Source organism: Vibrio sp. 2130-1 (assembly GCF_033339515.1).
The window spans coordinates 1-514 of record NZ_JAWOUT010000746.1; the positions used below are offsets into that span (position 1 = coordinate 1).

At 43.8% G+C, this 514-nt stretch carries 1 protein-coding gene; it reads left to right on the top strand.

Features of this window, described 5'->3' with window-relative positions; all coding sequences use genetic code 11:
• Positions 1–172: 172 nt before the first annotated feature.
• Positions 173–514: ATP-binding cassette domain-containing protein (locus tag R7Q09_RS28475; protein WP_318144250.1), on the top strand; the 342-nt coding region annotated here is incomplete at its 3' end.

Below are 514 nucleotides of genomic sequence, written 5' to 3' on the forward strand. Positions count from 1 at the left end.
AACTCGATTGCAACTTAATCTTCAAGGCACTATTCTGATTTTAAATTGACGTTTACGTAAACTGAATGAAAAGTTGATGCATAGGTGTAAAAGCGGTTACCAGTATCAAAGTGAAGTTTGATATCGAAATAGTGCTCAAGGAAACGCACTCAAAATGAAAGGGAGATCAACTATGGTATCGGAAACACCTCTTTTGCAGGTAAACGATATTTCATTGGCCTTTGGTGGGGTGAAAGCGTTGACCGACGTGAGCTTCCATGTGAACGAGAAGGAAATTTTCTCAATCATTGGTCCCAATGGTGCTGGTAAAACCTCGATGCTCAACTGCATCTCTGGCCGATACACTCCGAACAAAGGGTCGGTCATCTTTGCTGGAAACGACGTAACCAAACGTACCCCGAGCCAACGCGCTGAGTTAGGTCTGGGCAGAACCTTCCAAAACTTAGCCCTCTTTTCACACATGTCTGTGCTCGACAACATCATGGTTGGTCGACACCACCTATTAAAAAACAAC